The organism is Micromonospora sp. NPDC005367, assembly GCF_040606825.1.
Lineage (GTDB): Bacteria > Actinomycetota > Actinomycetes > Mycobacteriales > Micromonosporaceae > Micromonospora.
Window position 1 is genome coordinate 108,597 of sequence record NZ_JBEXFP010000002.1, and the last position, 24,449, is coordinate 133,045.

Sequence of the window (24,449 nt, forward strand, 5' to 3'; positions counted from 1 at the left end):
GCGAACGGAAGGTGGAGCCGATGAGTGGGCTGCGGGTCGAGGAGCACCCGGACCGGCTCGTGGTGACCCTGGACCGGCCGGAGAAGCGCAACGCGATCGACGCGGACCTGATCGCCGAGCTGCACGCGGTCTGTGCCGACCTGGAGGCCCGTCCCCGGCTGCTGCTGCTCACCGGTGGTACGGAAGGCATCTTCGCCGGGGGTGCCGACATCGGGCAGCTGCGTGATCGGGGCCGGCTGGACGCTCTCGCCGCGATCAACTCGGCCGCCTTCGCCCGGATCCGGGCGCTGCCCATGCCGACCGTCGCCGCCGTGGACGGGCCGGCGCTCGGCGGCGGCGCCGAGCTGGCGTACGCCTGCGACTTGCGGGTCTGCACGGAGCGTGCGGTCTTCGGCCAGCCGGAGGTGCGGTTGGGCATCCTGGCCGGCGCCGGCGCGACCCACCGGCTTCCCGCGCTGATCGGCGAGGCCCGGGCCAAGGAGCTGCTCTTCACCGGTCGGCGGGTCGACGCCGCGGAGGCGCTGCGGATCGGGCTGGTGAACCGGGTAGTGGCCGAGCCGGGCGACCTGCTGCCGGCCGCGCACGGCCTGATCGACGAGATGGCCAAGGGGTCGGCGCTGGCCCTGCGGCTGACGAAGCTCGCGGTGGACGCCCCGGCGGCCGCCCATCCGCAGCTCGACCTGGTCAGCCAGGCGGTGCTCTTCGAGGACGAGGAGAAGCACCGCCGCATGACGGAGTTCCTCGAGCGGCGGCGCGCCCGCTGACACCGGTGCCGTCCGGCGGTGGGGTTCGCCGCACCGCCGGCCGGCGTCGTCCCGGCGGCCGAGCCGGCGGCACCGCCGAGCCGGCCGCCTGGCCCGGCTGGTCGGCAGGTACGGACGAAGAGAGCGGCCGCACCGGTCTCCCCGATGCGGCCGCTCTCCTGCCGGTCCTGCGGTCTGCTCAGTTCCCGATCTTCATGCCGGCATCGGCCAGCGCGCGGATCACCTGGGCCGACTCGCCGAAGCCGATCACCAGCACGGCGTCGGCGCCGAAGTCCTTGACCTCCTCGGCACCGGTGGCGAAGTCCACCGGCGGGGCCGACTCGCCCTCCGCCGGCACGTAGGTCAGCAGCTTGATGCGGTCGCCGGCGATGCCGGCATTCTCCAGTTCCGTCTTCACCACGGCCTGGAGGCCCTCGCCGTACGAGTCCTTACGGGCGACGATCGCGATCCGCTGGGAGCCGTCCCGAAGGATCACGTCGGCCAGGGCGCGGCCCTGGAGGCTGTCCGGCGGAGCGGTGCGGAAGAAGAGGCCGTCGTCCTCGGCCGTGGTCAGGCCGTCGTCCGTGCTGGACGGGGAGAAGAGGATCTTGCCGGCCCGGACCGTCTCGGGCAGCACCGCCAGGGTGATACCCGAGCTGGCCGCGCCGATGATGACGTCCGCGCCATCTCCGATCAGTTCCGCCACGGTCGCCTTCGCCTTCGTGGCGCTGGCGCCGTCGTCGCCCTCGAGCCAGGTCACCTTCTTGCCGAGCACGCCACCCGCGGCGTTGATCTCCTCGATCGCCAGCGTCGCGCCGGCGGCCATCGGCGGATAGGCCAGGGCCAGGTCACCGGTCTTGGGGAACAGGCCGGCGATGACCAGCGGCGTTCCGGGTACCGGGTCCTTGCCCTGCTTGCTCGCCTTCGGCGGGGCCTTGGTGCTCGCAGCCGACTCGTCTCCGGCCCCCACGAACTCGGTCTTGCCGTCGTTGAGCCGCTGATCGTCGAAGTGCAGGGTGGCGTAGCTCGTCGTGGCCGGTTCCCCGGCGTCGGTGAAACCCGAACGGGTCAGCGAGACGCCGCGGTACTCGATGTCCTGCCCCGCCTGTGCCAGGGTCATGCAGGCGGCCACGTTCTCGCACCGCTCGCCGCCGTTGGTGACGCCGATGACCTGCTGGGCGATCTTGACGGAGTCCGTGCTGCCCGCCAGCTGCGCGGCGAGCGCGCTGATCACGATCGCGTCGTACGTCTCCGCCGAGTAGAGGTAGTCGCCCAATTTCGGATCGACGGACTGTAACCGGCTCTTGAACTCCTCGGGCAAGGGCGTCGCCGGAGTGGTGCCCTTCATGCCGTTGACCAGGTCGGCGCGGTCCTTCAACTCCGCCGGGAAGGAGTTGAGCATGTTTCCGTCGGTCCCGTAGAGACGCGCCTGTTGGGCCGTCGTCTCCTCGGGCTTGTCACTCCCGCATGCGCTGGTGGCGAGCAGGATCGTGGCACAGGCGGCCAGTGCGGCCGTCCGGGAGCCGCGCGATACGAGCATGGTCGTCCTTCCATCGGCGAAGGTCCGCTGCGCACATTAGCGTGCCGGCTTCGGACGCGGGACCGTGGAGCCTGGTCATTCCGCAGGTCGCCCCCATTAGTCACGGAGAGTAGCAATCGATGGAGGTGCCTGGCTGTTCTTGACCCGCCCGCCTACTGTGCCCTGCGTGACCGACCTGCCACAGCAGACGCTCGACGACGCGACCGCCGTGCTCCGCTCGGCGCTGGCCGGGGACGGTGATGCCGTGGTGGGCGCGTTCGACGACGTGGTCGACCGGGCCGGCCTGGCCGGGGCGTACGGGGTGGCGTGGTGCCTCGCGGCGACCATGGTGGGCGACCCCGGCCCGGCCGGTTCCTGCGCACTGGACTTCCCGGGCATCGACGAGGCTGGCTACGACACCCGCTGGGTGGCCCGCTTCGTCAGCGCGTACGCCAACCGCGACGCCGACACCGGTCAGGCCCTCTTCGGCGCGGCCGCCGCCGACGGCCTGCTGCCCGACTGCCTGCTGACCCTCGCCGGCTCGACGGTCGCCACCCTGCGCAGCCGCGACTGGTGACAGGGCGGCCCAGCAGCCACGTGTGATAGCTCTGAGGGCATGTCCGAGGCCATGCTGAGCAAGGTGCGCAAGTTGCTGGCCCAGGCCGAGGACCCGGCCTGCACCCCCGCCGAGTCGGCGGCGTTCATGTCCAAGGCGACGGAGTTGATCGCCCGCTACGGCGTGGACCGTGCGCTGCTCGCGGTCCGGGACCCGGCCAGCGACCCGGTCGGCGACCGCATGGTCGAGGTGGTCGCGCCGTACGCCCGCGACAAGGCCGGTCTGCTCGCCGCCGTCGCAGATCCGCTTCGCTGCCGCTGCGTACGTCGCCGGCACGGCAGCGGCTTCGAGATGCACCTGTTCGGCTTCGCCAGCGACCTGGAGCGGGCCGAACTGCTCTACACCTCGTTGCTGGTGCAGGCCGCGCACGGGCTGGCCGGAACACCCGTACCGCCCGGCGAGCAGCCCGGCACCTTCCGCCGCTCATGGCTGGCCGGGTTCGCCCAGGTGATCGGGGCACGGTTGCGGGCCGCCGAGACGGCGGCGGCCACCGGCTCGGGTACGCCCGGCGTGGCGCTCGTCCTGGCCGACCGCTCCGACCGCGTGCAGCGGCGGCTCGCCGAGGTGTATCCACGGCTACGTACCGCGCCGCCCCGCAGGCTCGCCGGCACCGGGTTCGCCTCGGGCGCCGACGCGGGGCGGCGGGCCGACCTGAGCAGCCCCGAGGTAGGTACGGGACCGGGCTCCGATCGCCGCCTCGGCCGCTGAGCGGCCGTACCGCCGCGCCGCAACCGCACCGGGCTCGCGGGGCGCGATCAGCCGAGAGGTGGGCGGTGACCGTCGACCGTCGCGACGTAGCGGGAAAGCAGTTCGTGCCAGCCGGCGGTGAGCGCCTGCCGGTAGCCCTCGGCCGCCGCGCCGTGCCGGTCGAAGTGGCGGTGCTCCAACTCCACCCGGGTCCGCCCCGGTGCCTCGGTGAGGAACACCACCTCGACCTCGCTCGCCCGGGCCGGGTCCGGAACCGGTGAGCGGTCCGGCCCGATCTGCCAGGTGAAGACCAGCCGACGGGGTGGGTCCCAGATGAGCACCCGGCCCCAGTCGGCTCGGAAGCCGTACGGGCCGATCTCGTAGAGCATCCCGCCTGCCCGAGGTTCCATTCCCAGCTCGGACAGCGCCTCGGGACCGGACCAGGTGTATTCCCTGACCCACCAGTCGGTGAGCGCGCCGGTGAAGACCGCGAAGGCCCGTTCGGTCGGGGCGGAGATGAGCAGGCTGCACCGCACTGCGAACTGGTCGACGTCCTGCCGGATGTCGGCCTGGTCCGCCATCTCCTGTCCCATAGGCCCGGACCATACCGGCTGATGCCCGCCTGTGCAGCGGGCCAGGGTTGCCCGGTTCCGGACAGCCACGCCGGTGGCCGTACCAGGGATGGCGAGGGGGGAAGCGGGTATGCGCGCCCGGTCGGGGCCGGGCGGGCCGGGCCAGCCGAGCCGGGAGCGGGACGGGATGAGCAGCGGGAGCGAGCGCGGACAGGCGGGACAGGGCCCGAAACGGCCCGCCCAGGATCAGCAGAGCCGCGCCGCGGGCGGGCAGCCGGAACGGCACGTACGGGAGGGGCGCTGGCCCGCTGAGGGCGAGCGAGGGCCGGGCCGGCACGGTGAGCCGGACGTCCTGCTGGACGTGCCGGAGTTGCGGGTCGGTGAGCTGCGCCTGGCCGTGGACGGCCTGGACGCCGACCTCTCCCTCCGGGCGCGGCTGGCGAATCTTCTCGTGCTGGACGCCGGTGTCCGGGTACGCCTGAACGCGGTCGAGCTCGACATCAACGACGTACGAGCCGAAGTCCTGCTCAAGGTGCGGCTGGAGCGGCTCGTGCAGATCCTCGACCGGGCGCTCGACACTCTCGACCAGAATCCGCAGCTCATCGAGTCGATCAAGAACAGCGCGCACGCCGCGCTCGACGACGCCGGGCGGGCCGCGCAACAGGTGACCGGCCGCGCGGAGCACCTCGACCGGGTGGTGGACCGGCTGGGACGGGACATCGGCTCGATCAGCGCCCGCGCCGAGTGGACAGGGGAGGGCACGGTCGCCAAGGAGGTGTCCGAGCCACGGCGGGCCGAGCGCCAAGGTGGGGAGCGGATGGGTGAGGGCGGTCAGCGGCCGCCGGGCCCACCGGCCGGCGGGGAGGCCCGCGGGCAGCAGCCTGGCGGTGGCGTGCCGGGCGGGGAGCGAGGAGCAGGTAAGGCGCCGCGTGAGCCGGAGGGCGGCCGGGGTGGGCCGGGCGAGGGTCATGCGGACGGCGCCGGGTGGCCGGTGCCGGGCGATCTCGCCGAGCAGGCCGGTGAGGCGCTGAGGCAGGTGGGCCGGAGCGTCTGGGACGCGATCCGAGCCGGCATGGCCCAGCACGGACCCGAATCGAAGAGCTGAGGCGGCCCAGACCCGTGCCATCGAGGCCACGTGCCTCGACTTCCCTGAAGTCGGGGTGTCCACCGGGCAGGAAGCCCCGACTTCAAGGAAGTCGAGGGCAGGCCCTCGGCCCGCCGCCGTGCCGGCGCCGGGGCGCGGACCCGCTTCGATGCGAGTCGAAGATGCGGTAGCTGGCTGAACCTCAGGGCGTGACGTCCACCAGTACCTTGCCGACCGCGCCGGTCTCCACCGCTCGGTGAGCGTCGGCAGTGCGGTGCAGCGGGAAGCGAAGCAGCGGCAGGCCGTGCTCCTCACCGACCGGCAAGGCGCCGTCACGGATCGCGGCGGCGACGTCCTCGACGGCTGCGGCGCGCGCCTGCGGGCCAGCCGTATAGAGCACCAGGAACTGCAAGCGCGTGTTCAGCACCATGTTCTGCCCCACGTTCAGCTCGACCGCATGCCCGCCGTCGTTGGCGTACGTCGCGATCGTTGCGCGCGTACGCAGCACGGCCAGGTCCAGAGTCAGGTTCGCGCCCAGCGCCACCTCGGCGACGACGTCGACACCGTCAGGGGCGATCGCGCGGATGGCGGCGGCCGGGTCGCCCTCGCGATAGTTGATTGTGTGGTGGGCTCCGGCCGCGCTGGCCAGCTTCGCCTTCTCCGGGCCGCTGACTGTGCCGATCACGGTGGCGCCTGCCCATCGGGCCAGCTGGATCACTGCGTGCCCAACCGCGCCGGCCCCGCCGGCGGCGAGTACCACCTTGCCGTCGAGTACGCCGGGGTGCAGGCGGCGTGGTCCGTCCTCGGCAACGGTGAGTGCGCGGTGTGCGGTGAGCGCAGGGACGCCGAGCGAGGCGCCGACGTCGAAACTCGCCTCGTCTGGCAGCGGCACAGCCTGATCGGCGGGCACGACGGTGAACTCGGCGGCGGTGCCGGTGGGCCGCCCGGCGGCGGCCATGAACAGCCACACACGCTGACCGACCCGGCCCGGGTCAACCCCGTCACCGACGGCGTCGACCACACCGGCACCGTCGAGGTGTGGGGTGATCTCGGAGAACAGCTTGCGGTGGGCGATGCCGGACCGGGCCTGCCAGTCGGTCGGGTTGACCCCGGACACGGCAACCCTGACACGGACTTCGCCGGGTTCGGGCGCGGGCCGGTCACGCTCGACGAGTTGGAGAACGTCGGGGCCGCCGTTGTCGCGGTAGATGATCGCCTTCATGATCTATCCAATGTTCGATCTGCATCGTACTGTTCAAGCTGCGTCGAACAGTACGATGCGAGTCGAACTTTCCGCAAGATCCGGCTAGGCTTCGTTTCGTGACCGAGGTGATCGAACCCGCCATCGAAACCGTGACGATCGACGTCGTGCTCAGCGCGCTTGCCGACCCGGTGCGGCTCACGCTCGTGCGCGCTCTCGACGCCGCCGGGGACTGGACGTGCGGCAGCGACATCCTCAAGAACACCGGCGTCACCATCGGCAAGTCGACGCTGTCGCACCACATGAAGGTGCTGCGTGACGCCGGCCTGATCCGCACGCGCGTCGACGGGATCCGCCGGCTGGTCACGCTGCGCTACGACGATGTGGAGCGACGCTTTCCCGGGCTGCTGACCATGCTCCGCGAACACGGCCCTACCCGTGCCGCCGTGGCGGCGCCCGCCTCAACCGCATGACGCAGGCGAGGGCGAGCGCCATCAAGCCTCGCTCGAGCTCGCGACGCAACGTGTGCTCCACTGATGCCGGCAGGAACCGGGTGCTGTGCGCAGATCGCCCAAATCGGCGACGGCGCCGGGTGGCGCCGCGTTGACGCGAACCTTGGTAGTGACCGGTGACCGGTGTCGAGCAGGCGCTGTCGCCGATTTGGGCGATCTACCTGCGACAGGCGGACGATCGTCGGGAATCAGCGGTCGACCAGGGTCGAACCAGCGGGCCGCCGACGAGCCGGAAACGCAAGAGCGCCGACCGGCGTTTCCGCTGGTCGGCGCTCTAATAGCCCGGCGAAAGGCTATGTGGCCAGGGGCGGGGTCGAACCGCCGACCTTCCGATTTTCAGTCGGACGCTCGTACCAACTGAGCTACCTGGCCGGGTTGCTCGGACCATGCTACCCGGAGGGCGGTTCAACCGCCGGAAGGGCACCCTGATCCGATACACAGAACGCCGCGCAACTTTCGCGCGGCGTTAGCGCTGCGGTCCTGACGGGACTTGAACCCGCGACCTCCGCCTTGACAGGGCGGCGAGCACTCCAACTGCTCCACAGGACCTAGCTCTGTTGCACCGGCTTGCGCCGGCAGTGCCCCCAACGGGATTCGAACCCGTGCTACCGCCTTGAAAGGGCGGCGTCCTAGGCCGCTAGACGATGAGGGCGGCCCCGCCATCATTGCACATTCGCAAGGTTAAGCGGACTTGCTCCCATCCGGCCCCGCCGGGGGCTTGGAAAGCATACGTGATGCCGGGGCGCTCGACCAAACCGGTATGGGTCTATCTGTGCTGACCCGAGAAACCGCAGGTCAGAGGGGCTTAGCTGAGCCGGGTCACGCCGTAGTGGCGCTTCAGCTCGCCGATCAGGCTCTGGCAGGCGGCGGCTGTGGCGGCCCGATTTCCGCCCCCGTCGTGCATCAGGACGATGGAACCGGGGCGGACGGCGGCCAGCACCCGCTTGCTGATCGTCTTCGCCGGCGGTCTCCGCCAGTCCTGCGGGTCGACGCTCCAGTGCAGCGGGCTCATGCCGAACTGCTTGGCCACCGCGACGACTTCGGGCGTCCACACCCCGCCGGGTTGTCGGTAAAAGTTGATCTTGGCGTTCGGGACGGCCGCTCGGATCGCCTTGTTCGTACGCTCCAAGTCGGCCCGGATCTCGGCCGCCGTCCGCCGGCCGAGGTCGATGTCATGTCGCCAGCTGTGATTGCAGAGCTGGTGCCCCTCCCGGACGATGCGGCGGACCAGCTCGGGGTGGTGCCGCACCTCACTTCCCACCAGGCAGAAGGTGGCGGTCACCTTGGCCGACCGCAGCTGGTCGAGGATCTTCGGCGTCCATGCCGGGCTGGGGCCGTCGTCGAAGGTCAGCGCGACCTGACGTACGCCAGTGGTGCGGCGCAGGCCGGTCGGCATCTTCGTGGGCCGGGGTCGCAGCGGCTGCCTGGTGGGGCTGGTCCGGGTCGGCTTCGGCGACACGGTCGGCTTCGGGCTGGGGGACGGTGGCGTGGTCGCGGTGCTCGGGGTGGGGCCGTCGGCGGTCCGGCGGTCCGTGTCGGCGCAGCCGCCGAGGACCAGGACCAGGCCCAGGGCGCACGCGAGCACGGCTCGGGCGTTCATCTGTTCGCTCCCGCAAGGGGTCGGGGTACGCGGACCACCCGACGCTAGTGGACATCCCCCGCGGGCGACACGGCGGTCAGCGCCCGGGTGACTGCTCCAACGCGTCCTGCACCGCCCCGACCAGGGCGACCGCCTCGGCGAGCTGGCCGGGGCGCAGCACCCCGGGGGGCAAGGTCACGGCCGCCCAGCCCGGGCCGGCGGCGAGCACCAGCAGCGGCCGGCGGGGCGCGGCGAGCAGCGCCCCGAGCTGGCCCGGGTCGGCGGTGGCCGGGGTGTGCGACCAGAGGACCACCGCGGCCGGACCCGTCCGGTCGACCGCCTCCAACAAGGCCGGGAGCGGTACCCGGGCCCCGAGCATCCGGTAGCCCACCCCGGCTTCGGCGAGCGCGGCGGCGAGCGCCTCCAGCGGCAGCGAGTGCTGCTCCTCGTCGGCGCAGGAGAGCAGGATCCGCTGGGGGCCGGCCGGCGAGGCGGTGCGGGCGACGGCGGCGAACGCCTCCGAGATGCAGCGGGACAGCACGTGCTCCACGTCGACCAGGGCGGACGTGGCGGCGTGCCGGTCGCCGATGCCGGTGAGTACCGGCCGGAGCAGCCGGTCCCAGGTGGCGACCACGCCGTGTTCGGTGAGGGCGCGGGCGACCGTGTCCCCGATCGCGACGGAGTCCAGCCGCATGGCTGCGCGGGCGAGGCCCCGGGCGGCCGGCCCCGCGCGACCCACCGGGATGGTCTGGCCGCCACCGTCACGAGCGGCGGCCGGGCGGGCTCGGGGCACCTCACCGGCGCGTACCGACTCGGGGGCCTGTCGTGCCCAGCGGGCCGCCTCGGCGGGACTGACCCCGTCGGCGGTGAGCCGCCGCATTACCTCGAGCCGGGCCAGATCGGTGGCGGTGTAGCGGCGGTGCTGGCCGGGTGTGTGCTGGCTGGGCCCGAGCCCGTACCGCTGGTGCCAGGTGCGCAGCGTGGTCACCGCGACGCCGAGCCTGCGGGCCACCGCCCCCGCGCTCAGCGCCTCAACGGCCACCCGGCCGCTCCGGCGCCTCATCGCTCGGTGCGCCCGATCCGACCGTGGCGGCGTCCGGCCCGGCCGCAACGCGTGCGGCGGCGGCGGACGGGGGCACGGGAGAACCCGGGACGGTGGGTCGCAGCAGCCGGTTCACGACGCCGCCGAGCCAGGGAGCGTACGACCGCGGGTCGGCGACGAGATCGACCTCCAGCGCGGCCGGCTCCACCCAGCGCAACTCGGCGACCTCCGCCGGGTCGGGCGCGAGCGGCGCGCCGGGACGGAACTCGCCCCGGAGAACGTGGTCGTACTCGAATTCGACCCGGCCGGTGATCGGATCCTCGGCCTGGTAGAGGTGGACCCCGACCTCGGTCAGCTCGACCGGGCCGGCACCCAGTTCCTCGTGGAGCCGCCGGTTCGCGGCCTCGGCCAGCGACTCGCCGGGCAACGGGTGGCCGCAGCACGAGTTGGCCCAGCGCAGCGGAAAGCGGGTCTTCACGGCGGCGCGGCGCTGGAGCAGCACCTGGCCGTCCGGCGACACGAGCACGACGGAGAAGGCCCGGTGCAGCCGGCCCGGCGGCTGGTGGGCGGCCGCGACCGTCATCTCGCCGTGGGCCTGCCCGACCTCGTCGACCAGCTCGACGAGATGCTTCTCACGTTCGCTCATGCCGGCACCTCCCTGCGGTCGGTGCCGTCCTGAGGCTCGGACGCGCTGTGCCCGATGATTCGCTCACTGCGTTCGCTCATGCCGGCACCTCCCTGCGGTCGGTGCCGTCCTGAGGCTCGGACGCGCTGTGCCCGATGATTCGCTCACTGCGTTCGCTCATTGGCTGCCTCCCGTGACACGGCCGGCGGCGAGCTTGCCGGAGATCAGCACCATCGGCACCCCGACGCCGGGCTGGGTGCCAGAGCCGACGAAGACCACGTTGGGGAGCGTCCGGTGGAGGTTGCTGGGGCGGAACGGTCCGGTCTGGCGGAAGCTGTGCGCCGCGGCGAACGGGGTGCCGGCGGCCATTCCCTGGTCGGCCCACTCGGCGGGGGTCACCGTACGCAGCACCTCGATGCCCGAGCCGAACCCGACGTAGCCGCGCTCCTCCAGCGTGCCGATGAGCTGGTCGGCGTAGCGGCCGGCCAGGCCTCCCCGCCAGTCGAGCGGGGCCCGCTCCAGGTTGGGTGCCGGGGCGAGGACGTAGTAGGTGTGCCGGCCCGGGGGCGCCACCGAAGGGTCGGTGCGGCTCGGGTTGGTGACCAGCAGAGACGGGTCGGACATCAGCTCACCCCGGCGGATGACCTCATCGAAGGTGCCCCTCCAGGATCGTCCGAAGTGAATGTTGTGGTGGGCGATCCTTCCATACCCCTGGGTCGATCCGACGTGCAACACGACGCAGGACGGCGAGTAGCTGAGCCGGCGCTGGGGCGCGGGTGGCAGGAGGTCGCGGTAGGCGACCGGTAGGTCCGGATTGAGCACGACCACGTCGGCCGGGATCAGCTCGCCGTCGGCGGTCAGCACCCCGGTGGCCCGGCCGTGCGCCGTCTCCACCCGGGTCACCGTGGTGTCGTAGCGGATCTGCACCCCGTGCTTCTCGGCCGCGCCGGCCATCGCCCGGGAGACGCTGTGCATGCCGCCGCGGGGAAACCACACCCCGGCCACCGAGTCCAGGTACGCGATGACCGCGTAGATGGCCAGGGCGTCGTGTGGGGCGAGGCCGGCGTACATGGCCTGGAAGGAGAAGATGCGCTGGGTGCGCGGGTCGCGGAAGAACTGACCGATCTTGGTGTGCAGCCGGCGGAAGGCGCCCCCGGCCAGCAGCCGTAGCAGGTTGCCGGTGAGCAGGTCGGTCGGGCTGTCGAGATTGCGCTCGATGAAGTCGGCCCGTTCGAGTTGCCAGAGGCGCCGGGCGTAGTCCACGAAGCGCAGGTAGCCGTCGGCCTCGCGGGGGCCGCAGACGCGGGAGATCTCGGCGGCCATCCGGGTGGTGTCGGTGATGACGTCGAGCGTCGAGCCGTCCGGGTAGTACGCCCGGTAGGCCGGGTCGAGCGGGGTCAGGTCCAGCCAGTCGCCGAGTTCCTCGCCGACCGCGCCGAGCGCCTCGGCGATCAGCTCCGGCATGGTGAACACCGTGGGGCCGGTGTCGAACTCGTAGCCGTCGACGCCGAGCCGGCCCGCCCGGCCGCCGGGCACCGGTTCGCGTTCGAGCACGGTCACCTGCCGGCCGCTCCCGGCCAGGTGCAGCGCGCACGCCAGGCCACCGAGACCGGCGCCGACCACCACCACCCGATCCGTACGTCCGTCCACCGTCCGCATGCCACCACCTCTTCGCGCGAGACCGCCCATCATGCCCGCCGATCAGTGGTGGTGGCGGGATCCGCGGGTACATCACGGCGCATCCCCGCTGTGTGGGTGGTGTCCGTCCTGTCCGCATCCTTGGCCATGCGGCCGAGCGTACCCTAGAGTAACGAGTTGCGTCGATTAGTGCGTCGATTACTGGAGGAGGGCCGGTGGACACGGAACTCGCCGTCGCCTACGACCGATGTCGTGAGCTGCACAGACGCCACGGCCGCACCTACTATCTCGCCACCCGACTGCTCCCCGCGTGGAAACGCCGACACGTTCACGCGCTCTACGGCTTCACCCGGTACGCCGACGAGATCGTCGACCGGACCGACGGCCTCTCCACGGCCGAGCGGGCCAGCCGGCTCGACGACTGGGCGGGCCGCTTCCTCGCCGGCCTGCACGGCGAACAGGTCGACGACCCGCTGCTCCCCGCCGTGCTGCACACCATCGCCGTGTTCGACCTCGACCGGAACGACTTCGCCGCGTTCCTCAAGAGCATGGCGATGGATCTGACCGTCAGCTCGTACCCCAACTATCAGCACCTGCTCGACTACATGGAGGGTTCGGCGGCGGCCATCGGCACGATGATGCTGCCGATCCTCGGTAGCTCCGACCCCGTTGCGGCCCGCGAGCCGGCCCGGCAGCTCGGTTTCGCCTTCCAGCTCACCAATTTCATCCGGGACGTGGGCGAGGACCTGGCCCGGGGACGGACCTACCTGCCCGACGAGGACCTGGACCGGTTCGGGGTGACCCGGCACGAGCTGGTTGAGGCGTCCGCGCTGGGCCGGTCCACCCCGGCGATCCGGGCGCTCGTCGCCTTCGAGGTGACCCGGGCGCAGGCGCACTACGCCGCGGCGGCACCCGGGATCACCATGCTCGCGCCGGCCTCGCAGGCCTGCATGCGCACCGCGTACGCCCTCTACGGCGGGATCCTCGACGAGGTCGCCGCACAGGACTACGACGTCTTCGCCCGGCGGGCCGTGGTGCCCGGGCGGCGACGGCTCAGCGTGGCCGCCCGTTCCCTGCTCGCGCCGACCGGCACGCCGGTGGTCCTCCCCGGGCCTCCGCTACCCCGAGCAGCGGCAGCCGAACGGCCCCTGCCCCGACCGGCCACCTCCTGAGCACCACCGACCGGAACCATCCGCCGGCCTTCGGGCGCGCCACGACCTTGCCCACATTGATCAGGAATTTCTCGCCGCGACCCGCGGATTCGATCGGCGACAACTCGATGGGCAACCGGGTGCAGCGGTCACCCCGACGGTTGGGTTCGGTCCGACTGGGGGATGCTGGGTCCGTGGTGGAGTCGGAGCAGGTGGACGTGATCGTGGTGGGCCTGGGCGTCGGCGGCGAGGAGGTGGCCGGGCGACTCGCCGAGGCCGGCCTGAGCGTCGTCGGCATCGAGCGGGACCTGGTCGGCGGCGAGTGCCCGTACTGGGGCTGCATCCCGAGCAAGATGATGATCCGGGCGGCGAACGCCCTCGCCGAGGCCCGCCGGATCGACGGGCTGGCCGGCAGCGCCGAGGTGCGACCGGACTGGGCGCCCGTGGCGAGGCGGATCCGCGAGGAGGCGACCGACAACTGGAACGACCGGGTCGCGGTCGAGCGGTTCGTCGGCCGGGGCGGTCGGTTCGTGCGGGGCAGCGGCCGGTTGGACGGACCGGGCCGGGTACGGGTCGGCCACCAGGTCTTCGAGTCCCGGTACGGCGTCGTGCTCGGCACCGGCACCCGCCCGTCGGTGCCGCCCGTCGAAGGGCTGGCCGGGACGCCGTACTGGACGAACCACCAGGCCATCGAGGTGGAGGAGCTGCCGGCGTCGCTGCTGGTGCTCGGCGGCGGGTCGATCGGGATGGAGCTGTCACAGGTCTTCGCCCGGTTCGGCGTACGGGTCACCATCGTCGAAGCGTTGGATCGGGTGCTCGCCGTCGAGGAGCCGGAGTCGTCGGCGGTGGCCGCGTCGGCGCTGCGCGCGGACGGCGTCGAGATCCACACTGGCGTACGGGCCGAGCGGGTCGACCACGACGGTGAACGGTTCACCCTTTACGCCCAGGGCGGGGCCGAGTTCACCGCGGAACAGCTGCTGGTGGTCACCGGGCGCCGGGCACACCTGGACGAGCTGGGGCTGGACAGCGTGGGAGTGGACGCCGACCAGCGCTACCTGCCGGTCGACGACCGGATGCGGGTCGCCGACGGAATCTGGGCGGTCGGCGACCTGACGGGCGAGGGCGCGTTCACGCACATCGCGATGTACCAGGCGGCGATCGTGATCGCGGACGTGCTCGACCGTGCCCGGCACACCCGGCCCGGCGCCGACCCCAGCGGCACGGCGAGCGTGGTCGGCGGTGCGATGGGCGCGGCCAGCGCGCTCGGCGCCAGTGGGTCGAGTGGAACGGCGGGCACCGTTCCCCGGGCCGACTACCGGGCGTTGCCCCGGGTCACGTTCACCGACCCGGAGATCGGCGCGGTCGGCCTCACCGAGGAGCAGGCCCGTTCCCGGGGCATCAACGTCCAGGTCGGTTTCAGCAAGCTGAGCAGCTCGACCCGAGGCTGGATCCACCAGGTCGGCGACGAGGGCTTCATCAAGCTGATCGCGGACGCCGACCAGGGCGTACTGATCGGGGCGACCTCGGCCGGACCGGCCGGCGGCGAGGTGCTCTCCGGGCTGGTCGTCGCCGTGCACGCGGCGGTGCCGCTCAGCCTGCTGCGGCACATGATTTACGCGTACCCGACGTTTCATCGGACGATCGAGGCCGCGCTGCATGAGCTGCACTGATCTGACGTGTGGCGGCACCAGCCTGTTCAGTTCTTGCAATGGTCCGGCATAGGATTGCGCCGTGACGAAACGGTTGACCGAGGTGGCCCGGAAGGCTGGCGTCAGCGAAGCCACCGTCAGTCGGGTGCTCAACGGGCGTGGTGGCGTCTCCGAGACGACGCGTACGGCGGTGCTCACCGCGCTCGACGTGCTCGGCTACGAGCGACCGACCAAGCTGCGCGGTGAGCGTGCCCGGTTGGTGGGGCTGGTCCTCCCCGAGCTGCAGAACCCGATCTTCCCGGCGCTCGCCGAGGTGGTCACCGGTTCACTGGCGCAGCGGGGGTTCACCCCCGCGCTCTGCGCCCGCACCATCGGCGGTGTCTCGGAGGCGGACTACGTCGAGATGCTGCTGGACCACCAGGTCTCCGGCGTGATCTTCGCGGGTGGCTCGTACGCGTTGGCCGACGCACCGCACGACCACTACCGCCGGTTGACCGACCGGGGGCTTCCCGTGGTGCTCGTGAACGCCGGTGTGGACGAACTGGGCTTCCCCCGGGTGTCCACCGACGATGCGGTCGCCGTGGAACAGGCGTACGGGCATCTGCGCTCGCTCGGGCACGAGCGCATCGGCATGGTGCTCGGTCCGGAGGGGCACGTTCCGTCCCGGCGCAAGCTCGCCGCGGCGGCGCGGATCGCCGGCTGGGCCGACCCGGCCGAGTGGGTCGAACGGTCCAGCTTCTCCATGGAGGGTGCCCGGGTGGCCGCGAGCAAACTGGTCGACCGCGGGGTGACCGGGGTGATCTGTGCCAGCGACGTGCTCGCCCTCGGTGCGATCCGGGCGGTGCGTCGGCTGGGCCGTTCGGTGCCCGGCGACGTGTCGGTGGTGGGCTACGACGATTCGGCGTTCATGACCTGCACCGATCCGCCGCTCACCACCGTCCGGCAGCCGATCGAGACGATGGGGCAGGCCGCGGTGGACCTGCTGGTCACCCAGATCGAGGGCGCCGGCGTGCTGCACGACGAGCTGCTGTTCGAGCCCGAACTGGTGGTGCGCGGCTCCACCGCCCCCGCCCCCGGCCGCTGATCGGAACACCCGCCATCGGCGGCTGATCGACGCACCCGCCACCGGCGGCTGATCGAGATCCCGGCGGCCGAAGGAGGCCCGGCCGCCGGACGACGTACCCACCCTCGGCTGCCGAACGACGCCCCGGCCGCCGACCGCGATCAGCGGTCGGCGGCCTTTCCTGTGCCCGCCGCGCATCGAGCTGCGTCCGCCGTCTGCTGGCGGTCGGTCGGCGGGCTGGCCGTCGGCGGTCGGCGGTAGCCGTCCGGGTGGCTGCGGGGAGCGCCTAGCCGGGCGGGCGCCTGAAGAGCTGCAAAACCGCATCATTCGGTCTGCTTTCAAGATCCTGTCATGATATCTCGTAATCAAGTCGCGTCTTTTCATCATGAGATCCATACCTTGCCGCCGTGAGTCCACCTCGTTACAGTGACTCCACTCACACCTGGCCTCGACGTACATCTATCGAGCCAGGTCGCATTGCGGATGCAGATCAGTGGCAGGGCATCGCCGCGGTGGCGATCACCGCAGCTCAGCGAAGGTCATGGAGACACCCGTTCCCGAAGGGATGGACAGATGTCCGTACCGCAGTACCGGAAGGCTGCGGCGCTAGCGCTCGTGGCCGGCCTGGGAATCAGCCTCACGGCTTGCTCCACGAAGAGTGACGACACGTCGAACGACGCAGGCGGCAAGGTCACCATCACCGTCGACTGCCAGCCGGTCGGCGCTCAGAAGGAGCTGTTGCAGAACTGGAATGACGACGTCGCCGAGTTCCAGCGGCAGAACCCCGACATCATCATCAAGAGCGTGAGCGTCGGCGAGCAGTGCAACAACCCGCCGGACTTCGCAGCCCGGCTGTCCGGCGGCACCGTCACCGACGTGTTCTACGGATACATGACCGATCTCCAGCAGGTGCTCGACTCCGGTCAGGCGATGGACATCACCGAGTTCGCCAACAAGGACACGGTCTCCACCTGGGACAGTGTCGACCCGGCGCTCAAGGAGGTCTTCACCGACGGCGGCAAGCTCTACGCCGTCCCGGTGAAGAACTACTCGATGGGTCTGGTCTACAACAAGGTCCTGTTCCAGCGGGCGGGGCTCGACGTGAACAACCCGCCGAAGACGTGGCCCGAGGTCCGCGAGGCGGCCAAGAAGATCGCCGCGCTCGATGACGGCATCGCCGGCTACGCGGAGTACAGCGCCGGGAACACAGGCGGCTGGCACTTCACCTCCCTGCTCTACTCCCAGGGCGGCCAGGTGCTCACCGAGGACGGCAAGAAGGCCGACTTCAACAACCCGATGGGCAAGCAGGTCCTGCAGAACCTCAAGGACATGCGGTACGGCGACAACAGCATGGGCAGCCGACAGCTGCTCCAGTGGGGCGACCTGCTGACCAACGCCGCCGCCGGCAAGGTCGGCATGTTCATCGGCGCGCCCGACACCACCCAGGCCATCGTCAGCCAGTTCCAGGGCAAGTTCCAGGACTGGGCGATGGCCCCGCTGCCCGGCCAGGACGGCCCGGCGAAGGGGACGCTCGGCGGTGGCGAGGGCTACTTCTTCAAGAAGGGCCTCGCCCCGGAGCAGGTCAAGGCCGGACTGAAGTGGATCGCGTACCAGAAGCTGACGCCGGGCAAGGGTCAGTTCGACTACGTCCGGGCCAAGCCGCAGAACTACCCGGTGGGGCTGCCGCAGCCGCTGCTCTTCGCCAACGGCAGCGAGGCCCAGAAGCAGGAGTTCGAGCTGCGCAAGGCGAACGCGAACCTCGACACGGCGAACTTCGCGCTCTTCGAGGCGAACCCGATCCCGATCAAGGGCGAGCCGCGCAACGCGCAGGCGATCTACGCGGTGCTCGACGCGGCGATGTCCGGGGTGCTGACGAACTCGAACGCCAACATCGACGCGCTGCTGAAGACGGCCGAGGAGAAGGTCAACCAGCTCCTCGCCGCGGAGGGCTGATCCGGGTGGGGGCCGGCGCGCCGGCCCCCACACCCCGTTGCCGTACGTCCGGTCACCGACTCACCAGGAGATGCCTTGGCGATCACCACCGCCCCGGGTACCACCAGACCGGGCCGCCCCTCATCGCCGTACGTGCAACGGCCACGGCGCACGAGCCTGGGCCGCAAGGTACGCGACAACCTCACCGGGCACGCGTTCCTGATCGGTGCGGTCCTCTGCTTCGCCCTCTTCTCCTGGTATCCGATGATCCGCGGCATCGTGATGAGCTTCCAGCGCACCCGGCGCGGGGTCACCACCTGGGTGGGCTGGGACAACTACACCCGCATCATCGACGATCCCAGCTTCTGGACCGCCTGGAAGAACACCTTCTACTTCACGGTCCTGGCGCTGGTCATCGGGTACGCGGTGCCGTTCTTCGTGGCGATCCTGCTCAACGAGCTGCGCCACGCCAAGGGGTATCTGCGGATCCTGGTCTACCTGCCGGTGATGCTGCCGCCGGCCTCGGCGCTCTTCCTCTTCAAGTTCTACGCGTACGACCCGAGCGAGGCGGGCCTCTTCAACGCGATTCTCAAGGCCCTGCACCTGCCCACCTCCCAGTGGATGCAGTCCCCGGGAATGACGATGCCGGCGATGGTGATCGCCTCGACCTGGATGAACATGGGCAGCGCCGTACTCATCTATCTGGCGGCGCTGCAGAACATCTCCGGCGAGCTCTACGAGGCGGCCGAGCTGGACGGCGCCGGGATCTGGCGCCGGATCTGGAACGTGACCATCCCGCAGACCCGGTTGATCCTCGCCCTCCTGGCGATGATGCAGATCGTCGCCACGATGCAACTCTTCATCGAGCCGCTGATCCTCGCCAACGGCGCGGGGGCGGAGGACTCGGCGACCTCGGTCGCGTACCTCATCTACCAGCACGGGTTCTTCCAGAACGATCTCAACGGCGCGGCGGCGCTGGGCGTGATCATGCTCGTGGTGCTCGCCGGCTTCTCCGCGGTCTACCTGCGGCTGACGGCGAAACAGGACTAGGACGGACGAGGAATGGCACAGGACTCCGGGACCCGGACCCTCATCTCGCACGCCCAGCTCCGGCGGGGGCGCGGCAGAGCGATCTACTGGACGCTGATCGCGGTCGTGGTCGTGGGCTTCACGCTCGTGTTCCTCGGGCCGCTCTACTGGATGGTCACCGGCGCGCTCAAGTCGGGCCAGGAGATCGCGCAGACTCCGCCGTCGCTGTTCCCGCAGGAGCCCCAGTGGCAGAACTACGCCGACGCGTGGAACAACCTGGCTCTCGCGAAGCTGCTGTTCAACACGTTCTACTACGCGGCCGGCGCGGTGCTGTTCCAACTCGTCCTCGACACCGCGGCGGCGTACGCCCTGTCGAAGCTCCGCCCGATCTTCGGCAACGCGATCCTCGCCATGATGCTGGCGACGTTGATGATCCCGGCGATGGTCCTCATCGTGCCGCAGTACGTGACGGTGATCGACCTGCCGATCCTGCACATCAACCTGCTCGACTCGCCGTTCGCGATCTGGCTGCCCCTGGTCGCGAACGCGTTCAACATCTTCCTCCTCAAACGGTTCTTCGACTCGATCCCTGAGGATCTGATGGCGGCCGCCCTCATCGACGGGGCGACGGCGCTGCGTACGCTCTGGTCGGTCGTCCTGCCGATGTCGCGTCCCATCCTCGGGGTGGTTTCGATCTTCGCCGTGACCGCGGTGTGGAAGGACTTCCTCTGGCCGAAGCTGGTGATGCCGTCGCCCGAGACGCGCACGGTCAGCGTCGGCATCTACGCCTTCGCGGGTGGTACGCCGATGAACGTGGTGATCGCCGCGTCGGTCATCGCCGCGATCCCGACCGCGATCATCTTCCTGATCTTCCAGCGCAACATCATGTCCGGGCTGACCACGGGGAGCCTCAAGGGTTAGCTCCCGTCCCCGGGGCGCTGCGCGTCCTCGGCTGCGCCCGACGAGGCCGGACGCACCGGCGTGACCCCTCCCGCGGCGAACAACGACCGTTCGCCCGGTACAGATCCAGGTCCGGCGAAACCCGCCGACGTAACGCAGAAAGCAGGTGCTCGTGTCCACAGCAGACGGCAGTCCGTGGTGGCGTGGAGCGGTGATCTACCAGATTTACCCGCGTAGCTTCGCCGACGGCAACGGCGACGGGATCGGCGACATCGCCGGGATCCGGTCCCGGCTCAACTACCTGTCCACGCTCGGCGTCGACGCGATCTGGTTCAGCCCCTGGTACCCCTCCCCGATGGCCGACGCCGGCTACGACGTGGCCGACTACCGCGACATCGACCCGGTGTTCGGCACGCTGGCGGAGGCGGAGGCGCTGATCGCGGAGGCACACGCGCTCGGCATCAGGACCATCGTCGACGTCGTGCCGAACCACTGCTCCGACGCGCACCCCTGGTTCCAGGCGGCACTCGCCGGCGGACCGGACGCGCCCGAGCGGGATCTGTTCTGGTTCCGTCCCGGCCGGGGCCCGAACGGCGATCAGCGGCCCACCGACTGGATCGGCGAGTTCGGCGGCGAGACGTGGACCCGCACCACCAATCCGGACGGCACCCCCGGCGACTGGTACCTGCACCTGTTCACCGCCGAGCAGCCCGACTTCAACTGGGACCACCCGAGGGTGCGCGCGGAGTTCGAGGACATCCTGCGGTTCTGGTTCGACCGGGGAGTGGACGGCATCCGGATCGACTCGGCCGGGTTGCTGATCAAGGACGGTTCGCTGCCGGAGACCCTGCCCGGGCAGCCGCACCCGTTCCGCGACCTCGACGGCGTGCACGAGATCTACCGCGCCTGGCGGCGGGTCGCCGACGAGTACCCCGGCGACCGGGCGCTGATCGGCGAGGTGTGGATGCCGGACCGGCAGCGGTTCGCCAACTACCTGCGTCCGGACGAGCTGCACGCGGCGTTCAACTTCGACTTCCTCGGCTGCGCCTGGGACGCCGCCGCGTTGCGCGAGAGCATCGACGGGACGCTGGGCGCACACGCCCCGGTCGGCGCGCCGGCCACCTGGGTGCTCTCCAATCACGACGTGACCCGGCACGTCACCCGTTACGGCCGGGCCGACACCACGTTCAGCTTCGCCGCGAAACGCGAAGGGATCCCCACCGACCTGGAGCTGGGCACCCGGCGGGCCCGTGCCGCCGCGCTGCTGTCGCTGTCGCTGCCCGGCGCGACCTACGTCTACCAGGGCGAGGAACTGGGCCTCTGGGAGGTCGAGGACATTCCGCGTGAGCTGCGGCAGGACCCGATGCACTTCCGCTCGGGCGGTGTCGACCCGGGTCGTGACGGGTGCCGCGTCCCACTGCCCTGGTCCGGCGAGACGCCCCCGTTCGCCTTCAGCCCGGACGAGGCGACGGGTGCGCCGTGGCTTCCCCAGCCGGCCGACTGGAAGGACCGGACGGCGCAGGCGCAGGCCGGCGACGAGCGATCGATGCTGGAGCTGTACCGGCGGGCGATCGCCGTCCGCCGGTCCGAACCGGCGCTCGGCGACGGTGGAATGACCTGGCTGCCCGCCCCGAAGGGGGTGCTCGCCTACCACCGCTCGCCCGGCTTCACCTGCCTGGTCAACATCTCCGCCACGGCGGTGCCCCTGCCGCCGCACACCGAGCGGCTGCTCGCCAGCGGCCCGCTCGACGACGACCTGCTGCCGCCGGACACCGCCGTCTGGCTGCGTACCGCCGAACCGATCCCCGCCGGCTCCGACCCGGCCTGATCCGGCCGTGCCGGCGGCGCCGTCCCGCCGCCGGCTTTCCACCCGCCCGCCGGCCCGGCCGGCCGAGACCGACCCGGAGGTAGCCGCCGCACACCGCAAACACATCGGGGGGACCGCAACGCACGGGGGGACCTGGACCACCGACGAGAGGGAGAGCCCAGCTCATGCCCGACCACGCCACCGCCCACCCACCCCGAAAAGCCCGCGTCCGCGCGGGGGCGGCCGCTCTCGCCGCCGCCCTCACCGCGACCTCGCTCACCACCATCGCGCTGACCAGCACCGCGACCCCGGCCCAGGCGGCCGGGCTGTCCCCGTTCGACATCCCGGGGCGGGGCGCCGACGTCCCGTTCGTCGAGCACGAGGCGGAGGAGTCCGCCCACACCGGCACGAAGATCGGACCGGACCGGTACTACGGCACGCTGCCGTCCGAGGCGTCCGGCCGCGAGGCGGTCACCCTGGACGCCGTCGGCGAGTACGTCGAGTTCACCCTCACCGAGCCGGCCAACGCCGTCACCTTCCGGTACAGCATCCCGGACAACGCCGCAGGCACCGGGCGGGACGCCGGCATCGACCTGCGGGCCGACGGCGCGCTGGTCAAAGCCGTGCCGGTGACCTCCCGGTACGGCTGGTACTACGGCGGCTACCCGTTCAACAACAACCCGGGCGACACCAACCCGCACCACTTCTACGACGAGGCCCGGACGGTGTTCGGGACCACCTACCAGGCCGGTACGAAGATCAGGCTCCAGGTCTCCTCGACCGCCCAGTCGCCGAGCTTCACCATCGACCTGGCCGACTTCGAGCTGGTCGGGTCGCCGATCGACAAGCCCGCCGACGTGCTGGACGTGGTGACCGACTTCGGTGCCGACCCGACCGGCGCCACCGACTCGACGGCCGAGTTCCAGGCGGCGGTGGACGCCGGGAAGGCGCAGGGACGCGCGGTCTGGATCCCGTCCGGCACCTTCACCCTCTGGGATCACGTGGTCGTTGACGGGGTGACCCTGCGTGGGGCCGGTCCGTGGTATTCGGTGCTCGGTGGCCGGCACCCCACCGACCGCAAACGTGCCGCCGGCATCTACGGCAAGTACGTCCCCGGCGGTGGTTACAGCGGTGAGATCCGCTCCCACGAGGCCGGTGGTCCGAGCCGCAACGTGACGCTGCGGGACTTCGCCATCATCGGCGACATCCGGGAGCGGGTGGACGAGGACCAGGTCAACGCCATCGGCGGCGCCATGTCGGACTCGGTGGTGGACAACGTCTGGATGCAGCACACCAAGGTCGGTGCCTGGATGGACGGCCCGATGGACAACTTCACCATCCGCGACAGCCGGATCCTGGACCAGACCGCGGACGGGGTGAACTTCCACTGGGGGGTCACCAACTCGACGGTGACCAACACGTTCGTACGCAACACCGGTGACGACGCGCTGGCCATGTGGGCGCAGAACGTCCCGAACGTCAACAACTCGTTCACGTTCAACACGATCGGCGTGACCGTCCTCGCCAACCATCTGGTGACCTACGGCGGGCGGGACATCAAGATCACCGACAACGTCACCGCGGACTCGGTCACCAACGGCGGCGGGATCCACGTCGCCAACCGCTATCCCGGCGTGAACGGCCCGACGGCGGTCGCAGGCACCATCACCGTCGCCCGGAACACGCTCATCCGCAACGGCAACTCGGACTACAACTGGCGGTTCGGCGTGGGCGCGATCTGGTTCTCCGCGCTCAACGAACCGATCCAGAACGCCACGATCAACGTCACCGACACCGACGTCCTGGACAGCTCGTACGCGGCGCTGCACTGGATCGAGGGCGCCACCAGCGGGATCAACTTCGACAACGTCCGCATCGACGGCACGGGCACGTACGCCCTGCAGGTGCAGGCGACCAGCCAGGTGTCGTTCACCAACGTGCGGGCCACCGGGATCGCGCAGTCGAACCCCATCCACAACTGCGTGGGCAGCGGCTTCCAGATCACCCAGGGTCAAGGCAACTCCGGCTGGTACACGCCCACGCCGTACTGCGGTCCGTGGCCGGACCCGCAGTGGGGCGGCGGTCCGACCGACCCGCCCCCGACCGACCCGCCGCCGACCGACCCCCCGCCCACCGATCCGCCGCCGACGGGCGGGAACCTGGCGCTGGGCCGGCCGGTCACCGCGACCAGCTCCACCCAGAACTACGTGGCCGCCAACACGGTGGACGGCAACGCCGCCAGCTACTGGGAGAGCGCGAACAACGACTTCCCCCAGTCCCTCACCGTCGACCTGGGCGCGGTGCGCGACGTCGACCGCGTGCAGTTGAAGCTGCCGGCCGGCTGGGAACGGCGTACGCAGACGCTGGCGGTGCTCGGCTCGACCGACGGCTCCTCGTTCAGCACGCTGAAGGGCCCGGCCGGCTACCCCTTCGACCCGGCGTCCGGAAACACCGTGTCGATCTCCGTGCCGGCGGGCGACCGCCGGTTCGTCCGGCTGGCGTTCACCGGTAACACCGGCTGGCCGGCGGGCCAGCTCGCCGAGTTCGAGGTGTACGGCGACGGGTCCACCCCGCCGCCCACCACCCCGCCGACCGGGAACCTGGCGGCGGGACGGCCGGTCTCGGCGACCAGCCACGCCGACGTGTACGTCGCCGGCAACGCGGTGGACGGCAACCCGAACACCTACTGGGAAAGCGCGAACAACGCCTTCCCCCAGTCGGTGACCGTCGACCTGGGCAGCGCCCGACCGGTGTCCCGGCTGGTGCTGAAGCTCCCACCGGCATCGGCCTGGCGGACGCGTACGCAGACGCTGGCCGTGCTCGGTTCCACCGACGGCTCCTCGTTCAGCACGCTGAAGGGCCCGGCCGGCTACCCCTTCGACCCGGCGTCCGGCAACACCGTGTCGATCTCCGTGCCGGCGGGCGACCGCCGATTCGTCCGGTTGACCTTCACCGGCAACACCGGCTGGCCGGCCGGCCAGCTCGCCGAGTTCGAGGTCTACGCCACCTGACGTGCGCCGGTGGGGCTCCGCCGCCGACCGGAGCCCCACCGGCGCGCCCGCAACACACCCCGCACACCGCACACGCCTCTCCACGTCCC

At 71.1% G+C, this 24,449-nt stretch carries 20 protein-coding genes and 3 tRNA genes; 13 read left to right on the forward strand and 10 right to left on the reverse strand.

The genetic code is table 11. The annotated features are described in order from the left end of the window. Positions 1–20 precede the first annotated feature (20 nt). Positions 21–764, forward strand: coding sequence for an enoyl-CoA hydratase/isomerase family protein (locus ABZS42_RS02000; protein WP_355141904.1), 744 nt, complete (start codon positions 21–23; stop codon positions 762–764). Positions 765–942: 178 nt separating this feature from the next. Here ABZS42_RS02000 and ABZS42_RS02005 read toward each other — a convergent pair whose 3' ends face one another. Continuing rightward, positions 943–2,283, reverse strand: coding sequence for an ABC transporter substrate-binding protein (locus ABZS42_RS02005; protein WP_355141565.1), 1,341 nt, complete (start codon positions 2,281–2,283; stop codon positions 943–945). Between the two features lie 166 nt (positions 2,284–2,449). Between ABZS42_RS02005 and ABZS42_RS02010 the strand changes: the two genes are divergently transcribed. Both ABZS42_RS02010 and ABZS42_RS02015 read left to right on the forward strand, forming a co-directional pair. Continuing rightward, positions 2,450–2,839, forward strand: coding sequence for a hypothetical protein (locus tag ABZS42_RS02010; protein ID WP_355141567.1), 390 nt, complete (start codon positions 2,450–2,452; stop codon positions 2,837–2,839). Positions 2,840–2,878: 39 nt separating this feature from the next. Then, positions 2,879–3,586, forward strand: a complete 708-nt coding sequence (locus tag ABZS42_RS02015) for a DUF2786 domain-containing protein (RefSeq protein WP_355141569.1) — start codon at positions 2,879–2,881, stop codon at positions 3,584–3,586. Positions 3,587–3,633: 47 nt separating this feature from the next. Here ABZS42_RS02015 and ABZS42_RS02020 read toward each other — a convergent pair whose 3' ends face one another. After that, positions 3,634–4,158, reverse strand: coding sequence for an SRPBCC family protein (locus ABZS42_RS02020; RefSeq protein WP_355141571.1), 525 nt, complete (start codon positions 4,156–4,158; stop codon positions 3,634–3,636). Between the two features lie 166 nt (positions 4,159–4,324). On the opposite strand from ABZS42_RS02020, the gene ABZS42_RS02025 reads away from it, so the two are divergent. Further along, on the forward strand, positions 4,325–5,242 hold the full coding sequence (locus ABZS42_RS02025) for a hypothetical protein (RefSeq protein WP_355141573.1): 918 nt from the start codon (positions 4,325–4,327) through the stop codon (positions 5,240–5,242). A gap of 181 nt (positions 5,243–5,423) precedes the next feature. Here the strand turns inward: ABZS42_RS02025 and ABZS42_RS02030 are convergent, their stop codons facing one another. Further along, positions 5,424–6,443, reverse strand: a complete 1,020-nt coding sequence (locus ABZS42_RS02030; RefSeq protein WP_355141575.1) for an NADPH:quinone reductase — start codon at positions 6,441–6,443, stop codon at positions 5,424–5,426. Positions 6,444–6,541: 98 nt separating this feature from the next. On the opposite strand from ABZS42_RS02030, the gene ABZS42_RS02035 reads away from it, so the two are divergent. Next, on the forward strand, positions 6,542–6,895 hold the full coding sequence (locus ABZS42_RS02035) for a metalloregulator ArsR/SmtB family transcription factor (RefSeq protein WP_355141577.1): 354 nt from the start codon (positions 6,542–6,544) through the stop codon (positions 6,893–6,895). A gap of 337 nt (positions 6,896–7,232) precedes the next feature. Here ABZS42_RS02035 and ABZS42_RS02040 read toward each other — a convergent pair. From ABZS42_RS02040 to crtI, 7 genes are all read right to left on the reverse strand, one after another. Next, positions 7,233–7,306: transfer RNA gene (locus tag ABZS42_RS02040), tRNA-Phe, on the reverse strand. Between the two features lie 103 nt (positions 7,307–7,409). After that, positions 7,410–7,483: transfer RNA gene (locus tag ABZS42_RS02045), tRNA-Asp, on the reverse strand. A gap of 30 nt (positions 7,484–7,513) precedes the next feature. Beyond that, positions 7,514–7,586: transfer RNA gene (locus ABZS42_RS02050), tRNA-Glu, on the reverse strand. A 153-nt stretch (positions 7,587–7,739) separates the two neighbouring features. Continuing rightward, entirely contained in the window at positions 7,740–8,534 is a 795-nt protein-coding gene (locus tag ABZS42_RS02055) for a polysaccharide deacetylase family protein (protein ID WP_355141579.1), read from the reverse strand. Positions 8,535–8,610: 76 nt separating this feature from the next. Then, positions 8,611–9,555 carry a MerR family transcriptional regulator gene (locus tag ABZS42_RS02060; RefSeq protein ID WP_355141581.1) on the reverse strand — a complete coding sequence of 315 codons (945 nt, stop codon included), beginning with the start codon at positions 9,553–9,555 and terminating at the stop codon, positions 8,611–8,613. After that, positions 9,545–10,201 carry an isopentenyl-diphosphate Delta-isomerase gene (idi, locus tag ABZS42_RS02065; RefSeq protein ID WP_355141583.1) on the reverse strand — a complete coding sequence of 219 codons (657 nt, stop codon included), beginning with the start codon at positions 10,199–10,201 and terminating at the stop codon, positions 9,545–9,547. Before idi ends, ABZS42_RS02060 begins: the two co-directional genes overlap by 11 nt. Before the next feature lie 156 nt (positions 10,202–10,357). After that, entirely contained in the window at positions 10,358–11,839 is a 1,482-nt protein-coding gene (gene crtI / locus ABZS42_RS02070) for a phytoene desaturase family protein (protein WP_355141585.1), read from the reverse strand. Positions 11,840–12,033: 194 nt separating this feature from the next. Here crtI and ABZS42_RS02075 point away from each other — a divergent pair, with 194 nt between their 5' ends. The 8 genes from ABZS42_RS02075 to ABZS42_RS02110 all read left to right on the forward strand — a co-directional run bounded on the left by ABZS42_RS02075 (position 12,034) and on the right by ABZS42_RS02110 (position 24,360). Then, positions 12,034–12,990 (forward strand): phytoene/squalene synthase family protein, encoded by a 957-nt coding sequence (locus ABZS42_RS02075; RefSeq protein WP_355141587.1) that lies wholly within the window; start codon positions 12,034–12,036, stop codon positions 12,988–12,990. Between the two features lie 176 nt (positions 12,991–13,166). Then, positions 13,167–14,639: an NAD(P)/FAD-dependent oxidoreductase gene (locus ABZS42_RS02080; RefSeq protein ID WP_355141906.1), complete on the forward strand. Its 1,473-nt coding sequence runs from the start codon at positions 13,167–13,169 to the stop codon at positions 14,637–14,639. 61 nt (positions 14,640–14,700) lie between these two features. Then, positions 14,701–15,702 carry a LacI family DNA-binding transcriptional regulator gene (locus ABZS42_RS02085; protein WP_355141589.1) on the forward strand — a complete coding sequence of 334 codons (1,002 nt, stop codon included), beginning with the start codon at positions 14,701–14,703 and terminating at the stop codon, positions 15,700–15,702. Between the two features lie 552 nt (positions 15,703–16,254). Continuing rightward, entirely contained in the window at positions 16,255–17,634 is a 1,380-nt protein-coding gene (locus tag ABZS42_RS02090; RefSeq protein ID WP_355141591.1) for an extracellular solute-binding protein, read from the forward strand. Between the two features lie 75 nt (positions 17,635–17,709). Then, a complete protein-coding gene (locus tag ABZS42_RS02095) occupies positions 17,710–18,663 on the forward strand; it encodes a sugar ABC transporter permease (RefSeq protein WP_355141593.1) in 954 nt (317 codons plus the stop codon). 12 nt (positions 18,664–18,675) lie between these two features. Further along, entirely contained in the window at positions 18,676–19,563 is an 888-nt protein-coding gene (locus ABZS42_RS02100) for a carbohydrate ABC transporter permease (RefSeq protein WP_355141595.1), read from the forward strand. 151 nt (positions 19,564–19,714) lie between these two features. Beyond that, on the forward strand, positions 19,715–21,370 hold the full coding sequence (locus ABZS42_RS02105) for an alpha-amylase family glycosyl hydrolase (protein WP_355141597.1): 1,656 nt from the start codon (positions 19,715–19,717) through the stop codon (positions 21,368–21,370). 164 nt (positions 21,371–21,534) lie between these two features. Then, entirely contained in the window at positions 21,535–24,360 is a 2,826-nt protein-coding gene (locus ABZS42_RS02110; protein ID WP_355141599.1) for a discoidin domain-containing protein, read from the forward strand. The last annotated feature ends 89 nt before the right edge of the window (positions 24,361–24,449 follow it).

Excerpts from the sequence above, each read along its gene's own strand:
- ABZS42_RS02000 (WP_355141904.1), top strand. The coding sequence starts at position 21 with ATGAGTGGGCTGCGGGTCGAGGAGCACCCGGACCGGCTCGTGGTGACC.
- ABZS42_RS02020 (WP_355141571.1), bottom strand. The coding sequence starts at position 4,158 with ATGGGACAGGAGATGGCGGACCAGGCCGACATCCGGCAGGACGTCGAC.
- ABZS42_RS02090 (WP_355141591.1), top strand. The coding sequence starts at position 16,255 with ATGTCCGTACCGCAGTACCGGAAGGCTGCGGCGCTAGCGCTCGTGGCC.
- ABZS42_RS02005 (WP_355141565.1), bottom strand. The coding sequence starts at position 2,283 with ATGCTCGTATCGCGCGGCTCCCGGACGGCCGCACTGGCCGCCTGTGCC.
- idi (WP_355141583.1), bottom strand. The coding sequence starts at position 10,201 with ATGAGCGAACGTGAGAAGCATCTCGTCGAGCTGGTCGACGAGGTCGGG.
- crtI (WP_355141585.1), bottom strand. The coding sequence starts at position 11,839 with ATGCGGACGGTGGACGGACGTACGGATCGGGTGGTGGTGGTCGGCGCC.
- ABZS42_RS02025 (WP_355141573.1), top strand. The coding sequence starts at position 4,325 with ATGAGCAGCGGGAGCGAGCGCGGACAGGCGGGACAGGGCCCGAAACGG.
- ABZS42_RS02015 (WP_355141569.1), top strand. The coding sequence starts at position 2,879 with ATGTCCGAGGCCATGCTGAGCAAGGTGCGCAAGTTGCTGGCCCAGGCC.
- ABZS42_RS02055 (WP_355141579.1), bottom strand. The coding sequence starts at position 8,534 with ATGAACGCCCGAGCCGTGCTCGCGTGCGCCCTGGGCCTGGTCCTGGTC.
- ABZS42_RS02110 (WP_355141599.1), top strand. The coding sequence starts at position 21,535 with ATGCCCGACCACGCCACCGCCCACCCACCCCGAAAAGCCCGCGTCCGC.
- ABZS42_RS02030 (WP_355141575.1), bottom strand. The coding sequence starts at position 6,443 with ATGAAGGCGATCATCTACCGCGACAACGGCGGCCCCGACGTTCTCCAA.
- ABZS42_RS02100 (WP_355141595.1), top strand. The coding sequence starts at position 18,676 with ATGGCACAGGACTCCGGGACCCGGACCCTCATCTCGCACGCCCAGCTC.